The organism is Lysinibacillus sp. RC46 (genome assembly GCF_041262385.1).
Lineage (GTDB): Bacteria > Bacillota > Bacilli > Bacillales_A > Planococcaceae > Lysinibacillus.
In genome coordinates, this window is the sequence record NZ_JBGCCF010000007.1 from 125,345 (window position 1) to 141,535 (window position 16,191).

The 16,191-nt window shown below is 36.0% G+C and carries 21 protein-coding genes; 15 read left to right on the forward strand and 6 right to left on the reverse strand.

Features of this window, described 5'->3' with window-relative positions; all coding sequences use genetic code 11:
• Window positions 1-399: 399 nt before the first annotated feature.
• The 3 genes from ABH966_RS08670 to ABH966_RS08680 are packed head-to-tail and all read left to right on the forward strand — an operon-like array spanning window position 400 to window position 2,052.
• Window positions 400-1,110 (forward strand): cytochrome c biogenesis CcdA family protein, encoded by a 711-nt coding sequence (locus tag ABH966_RS08670; RefSeq protein ID WP_370077524.1) that lies wholly within the window; start codon window positions 400-402, stop codon window positions 1,108-1,110.
• Between the two features lie 53 nt (window positions 1,111-1,163).
• Entirely contained in the window at window positions 1,164-1,532 is a 369-nt protein-coding gene (locus ABH966_RS08675; RefSeq protein ID WP_370077526.1) for a response regulator, read from the forward strand.
• Between the two features lie 22 nt (window positions 1,533-1,554).
• Window positions 1,555-2,052, forward strand: a complete 498-nt coding sequence (locus tag ABH966_RS08680; protein ID WP_370077527.1) for a CcdC family protein — start codon at window positions 1,555-1,557, stop codon at window positions 2,050-2,052.
• On the opposite strand, the gene ABH966_RS08685 is transcribed toward ABH966_RS08680, so the two are convergent.
• From ABH966_RS08685 to ABH966_RS08700, 4 genes are read right to left on the reverse strand one after another with little or no spacing between them, the layout of a single operon-like run.
• The gene (locus ABH966_RS08685) at window positions 2,038-2,313 is read right to left on the reverse strand and encodes a hypothetical protein (RefSeq protein ID WP_370077529.1); all 276 of its coding nucleotides are present in this window, start codon (window positions 2,311-2,313) and stop codon (window positions 2,038-2,040) included. The genes ABH966_RS08680 and ABH966_RS08685 overlap by 15 nt on opposite strands.
• Entirely contained in the window at window positions 2,310-2,477 is a 168-nt protein-coding gene (locus tag ABH966_RS08690) for a hypothetical protein (protein ID WP_370077531.1), read from the reverse strand. Before ABH966_RS08690 ends, ABH966_RS08685 begins: the two co-directional genes overlap by 4 nt.
• Window positions 2,474-2,641 carry a hypothetical protein gene (locus ABH966_RS08695; RefSeq protein ID WP_370077533.1) on the reverse strand — a complete coding sequence of 56 codons (168 nt, stop codon included), beginning with the start codon at window positions 2,639-2,641 and terminating at the stop codon, window positions 2,474-2,476. The genes ABH966_RS08690 and ABH966_RS08695 overlap by 4 nt, the downstream gene beginning before the upstream one ends.
• Entirely contained in the window at window positions 2,638-2,844 is a 207-nt protein-coding gene (locus tag ABH966_RS08700; protein ID WP_370077535.1) for a hypothetical protein, read from the reverse strand. The genes ABH966_RS08695 and ABH966_RS08700 overlap by 4 nt, the downstream gene beginning before the upstream one ends.
• 81 nt (window positions 2,845-2,925) lie before the next feature.
• Between ABH966_RS08700 and ABH966_RS08705 the strand changes: the two genes are divergently transcribed.
• Window positions 2,926-3,282 carry a BlaI/MecI/CopY family transcriptional regulator gene (locus ABH966_RS08705; RefSeq protein WP_370077537.1) on the forward strand — a complete coding sequence of 119 codons (357 nt, stop codon included), beginning with the start codon at window positions 2,926-2,928 and terminating at the stop codon, window positions 3,280-3,282.
• Window positions 3,283-3,290: 8 nt separating this feature from the next.
• A complete protein-coding gene (locus ABH966_RS08710; protein WP_370077539.1) occupies window positions 3,291-4,457 on the forward strand; it encodes a M56 family metallopeptidase in 1,167 nt (388 codons plus the stop codon).
• A 174-nt stretch (window positions 4,458-4,631) separates the two neighbouring features.
• On the opposite strand, the gene ABH966_RS08715 is transcribed toward ABH966_RS08710, so the two are convergent.
• Window positions 4,632-5,060, reverse strand: a complete 429-nt coding sequence (locus ABH966_RS08715) for a DUF2621 domain-containing protein (RefSeq protein WP_370077682.1) — start codon at window positions 5,058-5,060, stop codon at window positions 4,632-4,634.
• Window positions 5,061-5,178: 118 nt separating this feature from the next.
• Between ABH966_RS08715 and ABH966_RS08720 the strand changes: the two genes are divergently transcribed.
• From ABH966_RS08720 to ABH966_RS08750, 7 genes are all read left to right on the forward strand, one after another.
• On the forward strand, window positions 5,179-5,394 hold the full coding sequence (locus ABH966_RS08720) for a DUF1659 domain-containing protein (protein WP_370077541.1): 216 nt from the start codon (window positions 5,179-5,181) through the stop codon (window positions 5,392-5,394).
• 12 nt (window positions 5,395-5,406) lie between these two features.
• Entirely contained in the window at window positions 5,407-5,631 is a 225-nt protein-coding gene (locus ABH966_RS08725) for a DUF2922 domain-containing protein (RefSeq protein WP_370077543.1), read from the forward strand.
• 86 nt (window positions 5,632-5,717) lie between these two features.
• Window positions 5,718-5,840 (forward strand): YvrJ family protein, encoded by a 123-nt coding sequence (locus ABH966_RS08730; protein ID WP_082337366.1) that lies wholly within the window; start codon window positions 5,718-5,720, stop codon window positions 5,838-5,840.
• Between the two features lie 104 nt (window positions 5,841-5,944).
• Window positions 5,945-6,553, forward strand: a complete 609-nt coding sequence (locus tag ABH966_RS08735) for an SCO family protein (RefSeq protein ID WP_370077545.1) — start codon at window positions 5,945-5,947, stop codon at window positions 6,551-6,553.
• A 109-nt stretch (window positions 6,554-6,662) separates the two neighbouring features.
• Window positions 6,663-7,175 carry an RNA polymerase sigma factor gene (locus tag ABH966_RS08740; protein ID WP_370077547.1) on the forward strand — a complete coding sequence of 171 codons (513 nt, stop codon included), beginning with the start codon at window positions 6,663-6,665 and terminating at the stop codon, window positions 7,173-7,175.
• Window positions 7,175-8,089, forward strand: coding sequence for a hypothetical protein (locus ABH966_RS08745; protein ID WP_370077549.1), 915 nt, complete (start codon window positions 7,175-7,177; stop codon window positions 8,087-8,089). The genes ABH966_RS08740 and ABH966_RS08745 overlap by 1 nt, the downstream gene beginning before the upstream one ends.
• 111 nt (window positions 8,090-8,200) lie before the next feature.
• Window positions 8,201-8,737: a DUF1572 family protein gene (locus ABH966_RS08750; RefSeq protein WP_370077551.1), complete on the forward strand. Its 537-nt coding sequence runs from the start codon at window positions 8,201-8,203 to the stop codon at window positions 8,735-8,737.
• 49 nt (window positions 8,738-8,786) lie between these two features.
• Here the strand turns inward: ABH966_RS08750 and ABH966_RS08755 are convergent, their stop codons facing one another.
• Window positions 8,787-9,341: a delta-aminolevulinic acid dehydratase gene (locus ABH966_RS08755; RefSeq protein ID WP_370077553.1), complete on the reverse strand. Its 555-nt coding sequence runs from the start codon at window positions 9,339-9,341 to the stop codon at window positions 8,787-8,789.
• Between the two features lie 330 nt (window positions 9,342-9,671).
• Here ABH966_RS08755 and ABH966_RS08760 point away from each other — a divergent pair, with 330 nt between their 5' ends.
• From ABH966_RS08760 to ABH966_RS08770, 3 genes are all read left to right on the forward strand, one after another.
• On the forward strand, window positions 9,672-11,351 hold the full coding sequence (locus ABH966_RS08760) for a methyl-accepting chemotaxis protein (protein WP_370077555.1): 1,680 nt from the start codon (window positions 9,672-9,674) through the stop codon (window positions 11,349-11,351).
• Window positions 11,352-11,649: 298 nt separating this feature from the next.
• The gene (locus ABH966_RS08765) at window positions 11,650-13,611 is read left to right on the forward strand and encodes a methyl-accepting chemotaxis protein (protein ID WP_370077557.1); all 1,962 of its coding nucleotides are present in this window, start codon (window positions 11,650-11,652) and stop codon (window positions 13,609-13,611) included.
• Between the two features lie 582 nt (window positions 13,612-14,193).
• On the forward strand, window positions 14,194-16,155 hold the full coding sequence (locus ABH966_RS08770) for a methyl-accepting chemotaxis protein (protein WP_370077559.1): 1,962 nt from the start codon (window positions 14,194-14,196) through the stop codon (window positions 16,153-16,155).
• The last annotated feature ends 36 nt before the right edge of the window (window positions 16,156-16,191 follow it).

Consider the following 16,191-nt stretch of genomic DNA (forward strand, 5'->3'; position numbering starts at 1 on the left):
TTTTTTATTATACATGAAGAAAGTTAATTTACTAACTAATAACAGTAAATTAAAAAGGGTACTACAACTCTGAAATAAGCGGTAGGTAACGGCTTTACAACAGCCCACCATAGCTCTGTTCTAGTGCCTTTTGGATATGCTTAGAAGGACATAACTTGAATTGCAGAATTATGGTGAATTTTGTTGACAGATAATATAAGGGGGCGCATAATGCAAAAGTACATTAGCAAATATACTTTGATTTAATAAGGTCTGAAAATTAAATAAGTATGATAATATGATGGAACTTCACTTTTTTAACACCTTTTTGCCATGAAACGTTCACAAACAAGAAGGGCGCAATTTACAGTGATTTTTGGTACGATGGAGACAGTAACTGTAAGGAGCGAGTGAGAAAATATGGGAACTGATATTAACGTATTTTTAGCTTTAGGTGCAGGGTTTTTAAGTTTTATTTCACCTTGTACTCTACCGCTGTATCCGGCATTTTTATCATACATAACAGGTATGTCATTAGATGAGCTAAAATCGGAACGAGGTATGATGCAAAAACGTGCAATTTTGCACACCCTGTTCTTTTTACTAGGATTTTCAATCATCTTTATTTTGATTGGTCTAAGTGCATCATTAGCAGCCGAGTTCTTCCTTAATTATAAAACATTATTACGTCAGGTTGGAGCCATTTTAATCGTTGTATTTGGATTAATGATTGTGGGATTACTGCAAATTGACTTTTTAATGAAGGACCGAAAATTCCAATTTAAAAACCGACCATCGGGTTATTTGGGATCGGTATTAATCGGAATAGCCTTTGCGGCTGGTTGGACGCCTTGTACAGGTCCAATTTTAGCATCGATTATTGCATTAGCAAGTGCAAATCCAACAGCAGGATTTAGCTATATGTTAGCTTATTATTTAGGTTTTGCGATTCCGTTCTTCGTGTTATCTTTCTTTATAGCACGTATGACTTGGATTCGTACACACAGCCAAAAAATCGTGAAAATCGGCGGTTATATTATGATTGTCGTTGGTGTATTGTTATTCTTTGACGGATTATCGTATTTAACACGCATTTTACAGCCTATTTTTGGTGGATTTACAGGCTTCTAATCTGCTAAACTAAAGAGGCAATACCGTACTTTAACGTGGAGGGAGATGAACATGTGCCTACAGTTTTAGTAGTGGATGATACGCTTTTTATGCGTGTTGCAATAAGTAATATGTTTACTGAATGGGGTTATGAGGTAGTTGGCAAGGCAGTGAATGGTAAAGAAGCTGTGGCGATGTATCGTGAGTTACAACCAGATCTAGTAACGATGGATGTAACAATGCCCGTTATGACAGGTATAGCAGCAGTAAAAGAAATCATCCCTGAATTTCCAGATGCAAAAATAATTATGATTACAGCTTTAGGACAACAAAAGTTAGTCGTGGAAGCAATTGAAAGTGGTGCAAAGGATTTTATGACAAAGCCTTTCGAGCCAGAAAGATTAAAAGCTGTAGTTGATCAATTACTTGGACAAAATTGTTAATGACATTAGAGGAGGAAATTTTATGTTTGACAATATCCCTTCTCAATATTATGTAATAGGTTCAACCATAATGGCCATTTTTATGGGTACCTTTGTCATGGTTATTCGTATGCGTGCATCTAAGAAACCGACAAATGAGAAGAAAATTATCATTCCACCTATTGCGATGTCTTCAGGTGCGTTAATGTTTTTATTCGAACAATTTCGAGTGCCACCCATGCAAATCCTTGAAGCGGCAGCAGTCGGCATGGTGTTCTCAACAATCTTAATTGCCACTTCTAAATTTGAAGTAAAAGGTCAAGATATTTATTTAAAACGTTCAAAAGCATTCGTTTTTATATTAATCGGACTGTTAGTATTCCGTGTAATTGCAAAAATGATATTAAGTAGCTCCATTGACGTTGGTGAATTAGCAGGAATGTTTTGGATTTTAGCGTTCGCTATGTTACTCCCTTGGCGAATCGCAATGCTTGTTCAATTTATTAAAATCAAAAAAACAGTTCCGCTAAAGAATATTTAATAGGAAGACTACACTAGAGAATTTATCTAGTGTAGTCTTTTTTGCGCGTAGTTTGGCTGATGGATAGAGCGGTCCGAGCGATAGAGAGGCTTGGCAAAGTGAAGGATAGAAATCAGAGCGACGGATAGGATTGCCGGAACGACGGATAGAAAGACAGAAACGACGGAAAGAAGAGTCAAAGTGACGGATAGAAATTTGAGCGACGGATGGAGTTGCTGGAGCGACGGAAAGAATCGACCAAGCGACGGAAAGAAGAGTCAAAGTGACGGATAGAAATTAGAGCGACGGATAGGATTGCCGGAACGACGGAAAGAAAGACAGAAACGACGGAAAGAAGAGTCAAAGTGACGGATAGAAATTAGAGCGACGGATGGAGTTGCCGGAGCGACGGAAAGAATCGACCAAACGACGGAAAGAAGAGTCAAAGTGAAGGATAGAAATCAGAGCGACGGATAAAGTTGCCGGAACGACGGATAGAAAGACAAAAGCGACGGAAAGAAGAGTCAAAGTGACGGATAGAAATTAGAACGACGGATAGGATTGCCGGAACGACGGAAAGAAAGACAGAAACGACGGAAAGAAGGGTCAAAGTGACGGATAGAAATTAGAACGACGGATAGAGTTGCCGGAACGACGGAAAGAAAGACAAAAGCGACGGAAAGATTCGACCAAGCGACGGATAGAAGAGCTAAAGCGACGGAAAGAAATCAGAGCAACTGATGAATGTGCGAGAAAATGAATATCAAAGACATTTGGAAAAATAGTATATGAATTTTGACGATTGACACACACTACACCATTGTAGTATGTTTTAATTACTACAATGGTGTAGTAATTAAAGTGAAGGGAATGACAGAGGTGGTTAATAATAAATTGTCCGAAACAGAAGAGGAATTGATGGACTTTATATGGAAACAAAATCGTAAGTTTACATCTACAGAATTATTAGATTTCTTTAATCGAGAGAAAGGGAAGCAGTGGAAGTCTCAAACCATTTCTACCTTTTTGACAAGATTGGTTGACAAGGGATTGCTGGATGTAAAAAGGGAAGGTAGATCAAATGTGTATATCCCTCTTCTTTCGCTAAAAGAGTATAAAAAGAAAGAAGCGCAAGGCCTATTAGATAAGTTGTATCAAGGTTCAGTAAAGAACTTTTTAGCAACGCTCTATGACGAAAAGGTTCCATCTGACGAGTTGAATGAACTAAAAAAATGGTTTTCTGATAAGTAGGTGTGATGATGAATGAGTGGTTAAGAATCTTGGTGACATTGTCGGTCGCTGGAAGTATCGTTCTATCACTTTCCTTTTTGATCACGTATGTGACAAAAGAGTTACTCACTGCAAAATGGAACTATTTGAGTAGAAAACTGTCTCTTTTCTTTTTTCTAGTTCCAATCTTTGTTTTCCCTGAATTACTTATCATTTTTAGGAAAACAAATAATGATATCGCTTTGGGGAATCAGACTGTAGCACTTAAAAATACATTAACTGTATCATTAACTGCTGTCCAAGTTTTATTTGCCATTTGGATTGTAGGAGTAATCGGTAAAAGTGTTTGGTCTTTCTATTCGTATCAAAGATTCAACAAGCAAATAAAAGTATCAAGTTTTTTAGTTCCAAAAGAAAGTGAAGTACACCAACTTCTTACTAAAAATATGGATCGTATGAATTGCTCGTCTGATATAGAGATTTTGTATAACAAGTGTAATATAAGTCCCATTCTAATCGGGATTTTAAAACCGACTATTGTGTTGCCGATGTATAAGATTCCAAATGATGAATTAGAGATGGTTATTAAACACGAATTGATTCATTTTAAGAAAAAAGATTTATGGATAAGAAGGTTTATGCTAATTGCAACGATTATCCATTGGTATAATCCATTAATTTATTTATTAAAAAAAGAAGTACTTATGTGGAGTGAGCTTTCTTGTGATGAAGATGTTGTTATGAAAATGTCTCATGTAGAGAGGAAAAAATATGGAGAAACAATTTTGAATATGATTGAACGATCAAATGAGCAATCTAATTCATATATCTATGGCACCACTTTTTCAACTGAACAAATGAATTTAAAAAGGAGATTGATGAAAATGTTAAAAGTTAAAAAAATGAGTAAGCCTGTTATAGCCTTATCCACTGTTGCATTATTAGCACTTGCAAGTATTGGCGTAGGAGGAGCTACATTAGCCCAAAAAAATACACCATCTATTTCAGGAGAAATTATTCAAGAAGAAAACAAAGTTGCAACATTAGTTTCTTCAAATGGAGAAAAAGAGGAATCAAAGAGAGGATTTTCCGAGTTGATTTCAGTCAAAATGTCTGATGAATCCAAGTTTACAAAAGATGAGTGGCAAAAAGTTCTCAAGCAAATTGAAAAAGGTGAAGTTCATTTAGAAGAATAATAAAAGAATCCTGTACTTTTATAATACGGGATTCTTTGCGCATGTACGTTTTTAAATTCACATTTCCCTGGCAAAGCGAATGATAGAGCAGTCAAGTATATCGCTGAAACGGCTTTTATTGAACTGTAGGAAATTTTTCTAAAAACGCTGCACATATCATTGTGCAGCGTACCATTAATCAAACAAATGTTCATATGGAGCGATGTCAATTTGCATTTCATCTAATTTTTTGCGTAAAAATTTATGGTCGCGCTTAGGTGTTGCTTGGATATAGCCACGAATAATCAAATCATGGTTTATGGCAGGTGCCTTTTCTTCTAAAGCAAGCTCGCCAATTTTTCCTGCTATTTTTTCCTTAGCTACTTGTCTAAATAGCTCAGGTACAGGACTTACAAGTTCATATAAAAGCTCCTTCTCAGGTTGTCCCCATAAATGAATGGTTTTATCTAAATAATACTCTTGCCAATCTAAATCAGATTTACCGTCCTGCTTCGGTAATGCCTTTAAAAATTTGCGGAACATGAAAAATCCGCCTATCCCCATAAATGAAATGAGTACAACTACCCAAAATAGGATAAACCATAAAAACCAACCAGTTAACAAATCGTTCACCTCTTTGCCTTCTCTTACTCTATTATAAAAGCTTGCAGAAAAAAATCCATCTTAAATGTCCCTTTTTTAGCAATAAGTCAGTATATATTGTGTAAAGGAGGTGACGCTCATGGCAAAAGTCAATTTCGTAGGTGCTACACTACGCTTAAAGTATGTCGCTGGACACAATGCACAAAACGAGCCCATGTTTACAATTAAAACGTACCGCAATTTAAACGGCTCGCATTCAGCAGAAGATTTAGTAGAGGTAGCAAAGGCTATTGCAAGTCTATCTTCACACGCACTAGATAGCATTGTAAAACAAGAAACAACAGATTTATCCTAAGGGGGGAAAGCTATGACACAAGTTTTAGAGCTGCAATTTGAGACAGCAGCAGGGAAAACGACAACGATAGCAATTGATGCGCCGAAGCCAAATGTAACAGCGGAGGAAATTCAACAGGTCATGCAAACGATCATCGCTAAAAATGTTTTTGATGGACAAGCTAGTGCTCTAGTTGCAATGACTGGGGCTCGCATCGTTGATCGACAAGTAAGAGAATTTGAATTAGAGATCGAATAGTCACAAAATGGTCTTTGCAGAATTTCCTGCAAGGACCATTTTCGACAATAATGGTTTAATAAGCTTAGTGTGAAGGAGGGGTCAACATGGAACAGTGGTTAAACATGATATCGGATATCGGTTTTCCTATCTTAGTGTCGTTTTATTTACTGCACCGAGTAGAAGTTAAATTAGATGCAATTCATGATGCACTGGTTTCCTTAAAGTGAAATCGATTTCACAAAGATGTACGAAAGCTGTCACTTGAGTGTCCTTGCCAATATTTACATCGTACGATAGGATGAGGATAGTGTAAGTAGGGAGCGTGTTAAAGATGAGAAATAAAATAATTGGGCTTGTTCTACTTTTTGCATTAGCTGCAGTGCTAAGTGCGTGTGGAAATACAAAATTTAAAGCAGATTATAGCTTGGAGTTACCAGATTTTGAACATGTCAATCAACGCGGAGAAAAAGTTTCTTTAGAGAGTTTAAAAGGAAAACCGTGGATTGGTATGTATATTTTTACAAATTGTACATCAATTTGCCCACCAATGACCTTTAATATGACGCAAGTTCAAGAAAAGCTGAAGAAAAAAGGTGTGGAAGATTATAATATTGTTGCGTTTTCAATTGATCCTGATGTAGATAAGCCAGAAATATTAGCTAATTATTTAGGCAAATATAATGTTCCAGATGAATCAAAATGGAATCTTCTTACTGGATATTCACAAAAATATATCGAACAGTTCGCAGTCAAATCAACTAAAATATGGGTAAAAGATGATCCTAACACCGACCAAGTGATACACGGAAATCAATTTTTCTTAGTTGATAAAGATGGCAAAATCGTAAAAATGTATTCTGGATTTGCAGATAATGCCGAGGATGTCCCTATTGACACAATTGCATCAGATATAGAAACATATATTGATGAAAATTTATAATGTATAGAAGGAAACCGTCTCAATATTATGAAGAGACGGTTTTTTTGTGGTTCAAATTTAATCTTTTATAACTTTAGCCTCGTTTATAGTGTAGAAGGAGGGAAAGATTTTGTCTGATACAGAATATTTAGAGCAACTAATGGAACTACATACAGAGCATTTATTTCGAATCGCTTACTACTATTCGAAAGATCTACAAATAGCTGAGGATATTGTTCAAGATGTTTTTATTAAATTTTATCATCATCAAAAGCATTATGAAGAAAGAGGAGAGATGAGGGCTTACTTAGCACGTATGACCATAAATAAAAGTAAGGATTATTTAAAAAGCTGGGCATATCGGAAAATTTCAGTTCAATCCAAGCTTTTCCCTAAGCAAAAATCCGTTCTAAAAGACACGCTTATTCAACAGGATGAACAAACGATTTTAGATGAAGCCATTTTGAAATTACCGTTAAAGCAACGAGAACCTATTGTGTATTTTTATTTAGAAGATATGTCGATTAAAGAAATTGCGAAACTACTCGAAATCCCAGAAGGTACGGTTAAATCACGTTTGAAAAAAGGTAAAGAGCTATTAAAAATTGATCTTCAGGATATCGAATGGGAGGTACTGTTTTAGTGGATAAGCATACATTAAGAGAGTTAAAGGATATATCTGTGCATAAAGAAGCAATTATTCGAAACGTAAAAATAAAAATTAATGAAGAACAATCTTCGCCAAAGAGACATCGTTGGTCCTATCGTATTGTCACATTGACCATTACCTGTTCCGTTTTATTGTTCGTCGCCTTGCAGCTAACAAAATATGATATTTTACAAATGACAACTGATACTTCGCAAATAGAAGGGAAGGAAGTGTCTAAACAATTAACAGATCTATTTAACATCGAGGTCAAAGGATCTAAGGTAACCTATAGTCAGTATTTTCAAACAGCTGATCGTCTCAATGACCGTAAAAACCCAAAATTTTACGAGCCTGTGAAAGGTTTTGAAGCAATGCAAGAGGTAGCCGCAGTATTGGGGAATAACGTTCATCCGATTGATCCTAAGAAACTACCTTTTAAGGCCAATATACAGGAAGTTTATGCTGTGACTTCAGAAATGACTGATGGTCGCTTACAACATCAATTGCAATTTACTTATTTACAAAAAGCATTAAGTGGTAAAGATCAACAATTTGCTATTTTTACAGTCACTAATGTAGATAGTAATCCATTAGCAAATTATGATATTACACATGATATTAGTGATTTTTTAGGCAATTCTATTAAGAATGAGGGTTTAATCGGAGAAAGTCCATTATTTCATCCAATCGTTACACCTGGTAGTGGTAGATTGTCTTATTTTTACTATGACTTTGATATAAAAAATAAGAAGGTTCGTCTAACTAGCAATGAAGCCAATGAGCTTTACACTTATTATAACGGTTATGTTTTCCACGTTGGATATCAATTAGAACATGCAGATCAGGAAGATATGCAAAAGAAAATGATTGAGCTTGTAAAAGAATTTATATTGGGTAACGATTTGTAAAGTAATATTTCCCTTCACAATCTTATTAAACTAGTTAAACTTAGATTTAAGGGGGAGACAATGTTTTCAGTAGCCAAGAAAGTTGATATAAAATAATGGGGGCGTTTACGAATGAGTATGGGGCAGACTTATTTAAATGTTATTCAGAAAAGGTTTAAAAGTGTGAAAGAACAAGGCGATAAAACACTCATACAATTGGATCACGAACAACTGCATTGGGCTTTTAACGAAGAATCCAATAGCATTGCCGTTATCGTAAAACATGTTAGTGGTAATATGATATCGAGATGGACGGACTTTCTAACGACAGATGGCGAGAAAGCAATGAGAAATCGTGACGGTGAATTTACCGATAGCCTTCAGACAAAAGAAGAGGTAATGATGGTATGGGAAAAGGGTTGGCAAGTATTTTTAGACGCTTTACAAGGATTAACGGAAGCTGATTTACAAGGATTTGTAACGATAAGAGGAGAGAGGCATTCAGTGATAGACGCTATCGAAAGACAAATGTCCCACTACTCAGAACATGTCGGTCAAATTGTTTACATCGCTAAGCAACTAAAGGGCTCTGATTGGGAAACATTAAGTATTCCAAAGGGGCAATCTCAGGCTTTTACAGAGTCTATGGTAAAAAAACATCAACAATAAATAAAAAAATCGTAGCATGCATATGCTACGATTTTTTTGGATTTGTCTTCTAAGCAAAATAAAGTTGATACATTGAAGTTTCTTCGTCAATTGATTTTGTGATTTCAAAGGCTTCTTGCTGTGTTCGCTCATTAGCAATAATTTCGTACATAAATCTTATAAGAAACATTAAGTTTGCATTGCCATCTATGTAATCATCCGGTCCTAAATATGAATGGCAACCACTTTTTAAAAACGCAGTTGCTAGCTGTTTTTCACCTAAAGTACAGCCAGAGGCAATAACCTTCACATCTTTTAATTTACTATATTTTAAGACCTCTTGAGGACCGAAAAATTCACCTCGTGGTTCATTTAACTCATAAATATCTGCACCTAGCTCAGGCATGCAAAAACGTCCTTCATCCCCGTGGAAGTTTAAAATTAAATAATCTACTCGATCATCTAAATCTTCTCCAGATAAAACATCAATAAAATCATTTGGTCTTCCTATTAAATGAAGTGTTACTCGAACACCAAATGATTCGAGTACTGAGCGCAATGCAAGTGATTCGATATCACAATTAGAGCCTACTACTAAACTAACATACAAATCTGGCTTACTCATTTCTAATATTCTCCTTTATTTATATTTATGGTAATAGTATATCTTAAATTGGAAGTTATAACCAAATGAATGATAAAAGCTCACTGACTATTTTTTTAAAACCGGATAGCCGTAGGAACATTTTTGGTTGAGTGACTTGCTATGTGTTCATTTTTGCAATACTATTACTGCGATATAGAATTTAGAGAAGTCAAGACATTTGGTGATGTGTTTTATTTTTGTAAAATTTTTGTGTTAATTTATGATAAAAGACGCATTTCTTGTGGGAAGGTTGGGATATTTAGTCTATACTCAAGATGATTAATGTTAAAAGGGAATAGAGGGAGTCGTATGAGATCAACGGTAGAACGAAAACTGCAATTTTCTTTTGGTATAGTTTTAGTATTTCTATTACTAATTACTAGTATTGCTATGTACTTTTTAAATGATAATAAACAAACACTTGCGGAAATCGAAAAAAAGACGGAATTAATCAACTTGTATAATGATATTTCCTTCCAAACGGTTCGGGCAAACGCTGCCATCCGGGGGTATATGTTATATGGTAAAGAAGACATGCTTAATAATCATCTCGAAATAAGAGATACTTTACATAAATCTATTCATCGTATTGAAGAACTTGGACATAAAAATATGGACTTTGAACAGTTTTTAAAGCAGTTAGAGGAATGGGAAAAACCTATAGATGAACAAATTGTACCGCTTTTTCAAAGTGGTGATAAACAGCAAGCACAGGAATTGGCATTACCGATTTTAGGGAAAGGCTCGCTAAAGCTTGTTGAGTTTGGGAAAACGATGGCAACGGCTCAGCAAGACGAAATGCAGGCGCGTATAGAGGCTACTAAGCAAAAAGGCGACAACAGTGGCAAAGAAATTGCCATACTAGCAATTGTTTCCTTACTAATAAGCATTATTATTGCGACAGTTTTTGGTCGTAGAGTCGCGAAAAATATTCAACAAACTGTAGTAGAAATGGACAAGTTCTCAAATGGCAATTTACAAACGCACCTGCAATTTAAAACAAAAGATGAGTTTGCACAGCTGGCAGCTTCGTTTAATTCGATGTCCGAAAAGCTTAGCAATACTATGAAGCATGTCGCTAATTCATCCGAGCAGGTAGCGGCAACTTCCGAGCAGCTCACAGCGAGTAGTATGGAAGTGACACAGGCAACAGAAGTTGTCTCAGAATCGATTCAAGATATTGCCCATGGTATTGAAGAACAGGATACATTAACAGGTGATGTACGTAACTTATCCTCTCACATTTTGAAAAAAATGAATGACATATCAACGAGTATTGATCATGTGAACGGTGCAACGGTAGAAACTAAAAATATGGCTAGCATAGGACGTTCCTCAGTTCGTAATGTCATTGAACAGATGAATGAAATTGCGGATAATACAGCAGAGCTAAGTACACGTGTTAAAGACTTAGACGAAAATACAGCAGCAATCGTCTCAGCAGTCAATGTTATTAAAAATATTGCTACCCAAACAAATCTATTGGCTATCAACGCCTCTATAGAAGCAGCACGAAGCGGTGAGCATGGCAAGGGCTTTGCCGTAGTAGCAGAAGAGGTACGGAAGCTAGCAGATGAATCGAACTTAGCAGCAGTAGACATTGAAAAGGTTGTTTTGCAAATTACTGAAGATACAAGAATTATCGAGGAAGATATGATCAGTAGTAATGATTCAGTAATGCTTGGCCGTGAAAAAGTAAATGTGGCAAGAGATAATTTTATACAAATTGACGATGCCATTAATGATGTACAAGCTCAAACCGAATCAGTTACATCGGCTATTCGAACGATCCATCAAGATATTGAAAAACTTGTCAAAGAAATCGATTACATTAGCGAAGTATCCATGAAATCGAGTAGCAATGTTCAAAGTGTTGCAGCATCCTCTGAGGAACAAAATGCAGCGATGGAAGAAGTAGCTACAGCCTCTACACATTTGGCAAAAATGGCGATTGACTTACAAGAATCAATTCAAGCATTTAAATACTAACAACAGGAGCCCCTATGCATCATAGCTAAAGTATGATACATAGGGGTTTTATGTTTAACTACATAATGAAGAAGTGCAAAAATAGAAGAATTTATGTTAAGAAAATCAAAAAAATGAAAAAGGGGGTTCGGATTTGAGTATTTCGTCCGATAAAAAAAGCATAGGATGAAAATTTAATCGATAGAAGAGGAGGCGATTGTGAACCAGGGAGTGGCATTCTTTTTGAGTCTAAAAAGAAACCATAAAATGGGGCAAAGCACATTTAAAGAACTAGTAAAGTCAAAAGGAGAGCTGTTGTATGAAAAAATTATTTGGAAGCTTTAAGGGTAAGCTTTACACATTATTTGCTTTTATCTTATTAATCCCAGTTATTTCTGTAGGAAGCTTATCGTATCTTTCAGCAAAAGATTCGTTAAAGGAAGAAATACTTTTTAGTGCAGATGAAAGTGTTAAAATTTTGAATACGTTGATTGATAATACCATTAGTGAAAAAATAAACGACATGAATGTGTTTAGCGAGGAAATAGATTCTTCTAAATATGAACAGCAGGGATCTGCAGTACATACAAAATTCCAACAATATATAAAGCTACATCCAGATGTTCTGAGCATTTATATTGGAACAAATGAGGGAACATTATTTCTAGAACCAAAATCGAATAGCGCCGAATATAATCTTTTGGAACGAGACTGGTATAAAGAAACTACAGCATTAAAGGGAGAAGTTTTAATTACGAATCCCTATATAGATGCTGGAACTGGAGATATGGTCGTAACAATTGCTCGTCAGTTAAAGGATCAATCTGGGGTAGTTGCAATTGATATAAAATTGACAAACCTTCAAAATATCGCAAGCTCTATTAGTATCGGAAAAAATGGATATTCTTCTATTTTTGGTGAAGATAAGATGGTCATTTCACACCCGACTTTAGAACCGGGTAGCGAGTTAAAAGAAAGCTTTCTCGATCAGCTGTATGACAGCAAATCTGGCACGTATGATTATGTCTTTGACGGTGATGACCGTATTATGTTCTTTACAACGAATGAACTGACAAATTGGAAAATCACAGGGACAATTTTTGCAAAGGAAATTGACCAATCAGCATCACCCATTTTGAAAAATACGTTTCTCGTATTAATTGCTGCGATTGTAATCAGTTCGATTGTATTCTTTTTTGTTATGAAGACCATTATAAAACCGATTAGATTACTAAAAGATAGTGCAGTAACCATTAGTAAAGGTGATTTAACAGAGAAAGTGACAATCACTTCCAATGACGAGATTGGACAGCTAGGTCAAGCTTTTAATGATATGCAAGACAGTTTAAGAACTCTTATTCAAAAAATTGAACAAAATGCCGAAGAGGTAGCTTCGTCGGCAGAAGAGCTAACAGCCAATGCTAACCAAACGAGCATTGCTACAGAAAAAGTGGCCATTTCAATTCAAGATGTTGCTTCAAGCGCAGACACGCAAACGACGAGTGCGAATAAGAATGCAGAATCGTTACAGGAGCTTTCTAAGGCTATTCTTCATATTGCGGAGATCTCTTCTACTGTGACAGATCTTTCACAGCACGCGACGCTACAAGCAGATGAAGGTGGACAGGCAGTCCAGGATACAAAAGATCAAATGCAGTCTATTCATGTATCTGTGACCGATTCGAATACGAAAATTCAAACACTACATGAACGCTCTAAGCAAATTACATCCATTTTAGATGTAATTACAAGCATTGCAGATCAAACGAACTTACTTGCACTCAATGCAGCGATAGAGGCAGCAAGAGCAGGGGAGCACGGAAAAGGCTTTGCTGTTGTTGCTGATGAAGTAAGAAAGTTAGCGGAGCAATCGCAGGAATCTGCAAAGCAAATTTTCGAGCTAATTAATAGTATTCAATTAGAAACAGAACAATCCGTAAACATCATGGCAAAAGTTACAGAAGATGTTCAAAATGGATTACAAGTATCAGATGAAGCCATTACTAAATTCCAAATGATTAAAACAAGCATGGATAAAATTACTCCTAAAATGGAAGAGGTATCTTCTGCCTCTGAACAGATGTCAGCAAGTGTACAAGAAGTAACAGCCGTTACGGAGGATTTGGCATTCTCAGCACACGGAAATGCGACTGCTTCAGAGGACGTTGCAGCGTCTACAGAGGAACAATTAGCTTCAATGGAAGAGATTAATGCTTCTGCACAAGCGCTTGCGTATATGGCAGATGAGTTAAAACAGCTCATTAGTCAATTTAAATATTAATAGATATACGAAAAAAATGCCATTCCTCATTTGAGGGGTGGCGTTCTATATTATTAAAACTATTGTGTCAATGAGATGAAGGTTTCATTTTTAATAAAGTATGGCTCTTCGGCAAAGAAAAAGAGAAATCGAAAAGTAACGATTTCTCTTTTTTCTTGTTTGACCAAGTCATTTTATGTTCTTTACCTTATTTAATAATGGTAGTCTATTTCCGGAGAATTAATGGCGTCAATACAAAGCCTATTTCGTGTTCAACCTTTTATTTACTACGGAAAGAAAATCGAATGAAACGAAAATTAGTCTTTAAGAATCCAAAAACAGATTCTACATTGATTTTTCGTTGTCGATAGATGGCACCTGGTTTTTCTTCTGAAAGCTTATAATGAAGCCTAGTTAAATCAAAAAAATGAAAAAAGTTGTTTTAAATTTAAGTATTTTGTCCGATAAAAACATAAGAAGAAAATTTAATCGATAAGAGAAGGGGAGGTTATGTGCTAGGGGCTTCTTTGAGTCTAAAAAGAAACCACAAAATTGGACAAAACACATTTTATGAACTAGTAAAGACAAAAGGGGAGCTGTTGTATGAAACGATTATTTGGAAGCTTTAAGGGTAAGCTCTACACGTTATTTGCTCTTATCTTACTAATCCCAGTTATTTCTGTAGGAAGCTTATCGTATCTTTCAGCAAAAAATTCGATAAAAGAAGAAATACTTTTTAGTGCGGATGAAAGTGTTAAAATTTTGAATACGTTAATTGATAGTGCTATTAGTACAAAAATGAATGAAATCGTTACTTTTAGCGAGGAAATAAATTCTTCTAAGTACGATCAGAAGGAAATTAAAATACTACCAAATTTTCAGGAATATATGAAGCTGAGTCCAGATGTTTTAAGCATTTATGTTGGAACAAATGACGGAACATTTATTCAAGAACCAAAAATAAATAACGCGGATTATAATCCTTTAGAAAGAGATTGGTATAAAAAGGCTAAGGAATTAAAAGGTGAGACTTTAATTACGAACCCTTACATAGATGCAGGGACTGGAGATATGGTCGTAACAGTAGCTCGCCAGGTAAAAGATCAATCTGGGGTAGTGGCTATTGATTTAAAATTGACAGACCTTCAAAAAGTTTCGGACTCTATAAAAATAGGGAAAAATGGATATTCTTCTATTTTTGGTGAAAATAACTTGGTCATTTCACATCCTACATTAGAAGCAGGTAAGGAATTAAACGAGAGCTTCCTTAATCAAATGTATGACAGCAAATCTGGCACGTATGATTATGTCTTTGACGGTGATGACCGTATTATGTTCTATACAACGAATGAACTGACAAATTGGAAAATCACAGGGACAATTTTTGCAAAGGAAATTGACCAATCAGCATCACCCATTTTGAAAAAAACGTTTCTCGTACTAATTGCTGCGATTGTAATCAGTTCGATTGTATTCTTTTTTGTCATGAAGACAATTATAAAACCGATTAGATTACTAAAGGATAGTGCAGTAACCATTAGTGAAGGTGATTTAACAGAGAAAGTGACAATCACTTCTCATGACGAAATTGGACAGTTAGGGCAAGCCTTTAACGATATGCAAGATAGTTTAAGAACTCTTATTCAAAAAATTGAACAAAATGCCGAAGAGGTAGCTTCGTCGGCAGAAGAACTAACAGCCAATGCTAACCAAACGAGCATTGCTACAGAAAAAGTGGCCATTTCGATTCAAGATGTTGCAACGAGCGCGGACACGCAAACGACGAGTGCCAATAAGAATGCAGAATCGTTACAGGAGCTTTCGAAGGCCATTCTTCATATTGCGGAGATCTCTTCTACTGTGACCGATCTTTCACAGCATGCAACGCTACAAGCAGATGAAGGTGGAAAGGCAGTCCGAGATACAAAAGATCAAATGCAGTCTATTCATGTATCGGTAACTGATTCAAACACGAAAATCCAATCACTATATGAACGCTCTAAGCAAATTACGTCCATTTTAGATGTGATTACAAGCATTGCAGATCAAACGAATTTACTTGCTCTCAATGCAGCGATTGAGGCAGCAAGAGCAGGAGAGCACGGGAAAGGCTTTGCAGTCGTGGCTGATGAAGTAAGAAAACTGGCGGAGCAATCACAGGAATCTGCAAAGCAAATTTTCGAGCTAATCCATGGCATTCAATTAGAAACAGAACAATCTGTAAACATCATGGCAACAGTTACAGAGGATGTTCAAAATGGACTACATGTATCAGATGAAGCTATCACGAAATTCCAAGTGATTAAGACAAGCATGGATAAAATTACGCCTAAAATGGAAGAGGTATCTTCTGCATCTGAACAAATGTCAGCAAGTGTACAAGAAGTGACAGCTGTTACGGAGGATTTAGCATTCTCTGCACAAGGAAATGCAGCTGCTTCAGAGGACGTTGCAGCGTCTACAGAGGAACAATTAGCTTCGATGGAAGAAATTAATGCTTCTGCACAAGCTCTTGCGCATATGGCAGATGAGCTAAAACAGCTAATTAGTCAATTTAAATATTAATACAGACATAATAAAAACGCCATTCCGCTTGAGGAA